Annotated in this window: 2 protein-coding genes; both read left to right on the forward strand. The window is 57.2% G+C overall.

Annotated elements, in window-relative coordinates; translation table 11 throughout:
* Positions 1 to 641, forward strand: a 641-nt coding sequence (locus tag HIJ39_RS22630) for an SLC5/6 family protein (protein ID WP_476718351.1), incomplete at its 5' end; no start/stop codon positions are given.
* 505 nt (positions 642 to 1,146) lie between these two features.
* On the forward strand, positions 1,147 to 2,008 hold an 862-nt coding region (locus HIJ39_RS22635), incomplete at its 3' end, for a hypothetical protein (RefSeq protein ID WP_169103293.1).

Raw genomic sequence — 2,008 nt, forward strand, 5'->3', positions numbered from 1 at the left:
TTCGAAGACCGAGTCCGCCAGCCCTTACAGAATTTGGAGTCTTGAAAAACTGTTTACACAAAATCCTTGACACTCCTTTTGTCTTAGGTGTTGGACTCGTATCGGGCCTTGGCATCGTTGCTGGCCACGTCTTACACCAAGAAAATATTACGGGCGATCTGGCTGTGGGCGGCTTATGGGGCTGGGTGCTCTTTATCACCAGTACCATCAAAGTTAGTGACTGGGATATTTATGGAGCCTCATTAGCACTCGTGAATGGCCTTGACTTACTCAACATTAAGTCTCTAAGTCGCACAGAAATGGCCGTGATCGTAGGATGTTTAGGTACCGTTGCTGGAATGCTCGGCATCATCAACCACTTTGTGCCACTTTTGACGCTAATGGGTGTTGCGATCCCCCCGGTGGCAGCGATCGTCACGATACAGTACTTTATGTTCCAACCATCCGAGCGATCCATGGTGGCCCTGGTGGCGGCCTGGGGGATCGGATTTGGTTGCGGAGAATGGATTCACTGGGGGATTCCTGCCCTCAATAGTCTCGTTGTTTCAGGACTGGTGTATTGGGCCGTGTTTCCAGTATCAAGGCGCCAACACTGGTTTCATAAATTCGACGGTGGCATGAAAGGGCGTACCCGCCCTTGAGTGCAGTGGCATCAGCAGCAATTGTGGGCCGGGTCAAGGTTGTCACGTGCTGGGACTAGGGGAGTGGTAGTTGATGCGGTCACCATAGGGGTGGCTCGGTCTGCGTGGCGATGGCACAATTCGTGGGGGGCGCAAGAAGATCGCTTAAATCAATTTTCAAAGAGTCTGTCATCCTAAAACCCTTCTTCACCATGTCGACTATTAGAGAACGCGTGGCGCGGTTTCCCCATGATCTCCAATATGTTGTCATCGTTCGTGCTCCACTATCCCCGTATTATGTGAAGAGAGCCCGGCCTTTCGCTATCGCTACCGCTTGTCGATCGTTTCAATTGCTGACGAAGAACTGTTATGCGGCATGCTTTCTTGTTTTCTTTGCCATCAAGGCGGCGTTCGCAAGGTGGACGAGGTTCTGAAGGGCTCCATCAGCGATGCTCCGGGGGATTCGTTCACCTTTGCTTAGCACGCGTCGTTATACTGGTATAGACAACACATCGAGGAGATTACGATGACCCCGTCCCAGGTATCCCCAACTGTTCCACGTCGTCCCCGCTCTTCTCGCCGCCGGCAGCGACGATGGCGGCTTCAGTGGTGGCATTGCGCCATCATCCTCGTCGGATTGGTGGTAGGCCTCCTGATGGTCGCCCGTCCGCGGTTGACGTTTGCCCGCAGTTCGACTGCCTTGTCGAAAGTTGTCCTTCAGGGCTGGGGCACCCATGTGGTGGCGGCATCTCTCGAGGACACGCCGACGGGGGCGCAATCCTTGCGCGTGGCCGGGAACACCCTCTGGCCGACGCATCGGCTGGCCCCGGACCATCCTGTTCAACTGCGGGTCACGGTAGCTGGTTTTTTGGGATGGCAGGTCCGCCGCGCGGTCACGGTTACGACACCGGCTACGCCGCAGATTGTGGCCGATCACGTGCGCGTGGATGTTGGGCAGGCTCCGACCGCCCAGTTTACGGATTCCGTTGCACAAATCCGGTTTCCGGCGACCGGTCACGTCCACGCCACCGGCGGTAAGCGGGTGGCGATGGGGCGGATTGTGGATGCTCCGAATCAACGAGGGGATGTTGCGTTCCAGGTGCGCGCCCGAACATGGGAGACATGGGGTTCGATTCAAACGGTGCACTGGGCGTCGGTTCCGTGGCTGACGGCGAAAGCGGTTCAGGTGACAGCGGGGCATCCCAACCTGTCGACTGCACCGATTGCGGTCACCTTTTCGGCTCCCGTCCGGCGCCCCGCGTTGTCGCACTGGTCGTTGGCGCCGGCCATGGCAGGACGCTGGCATCGGGTCACGGATCGCACCTGGCATTTTCAGCCGACAGGCCGGGGATGGGCACCGGATACAACCATCGTGCTCCATCTCCCTA

This window comes from Sulfobacillus harzensis (assembly GCF_012933365.1).
Lineage (GTDB): Bacteria > Bacillota > Sulfobacillia > Sulfobacillales > Sulfobacillaceae > Sulfobacillus_B > Sulfobacillus_B harzensis.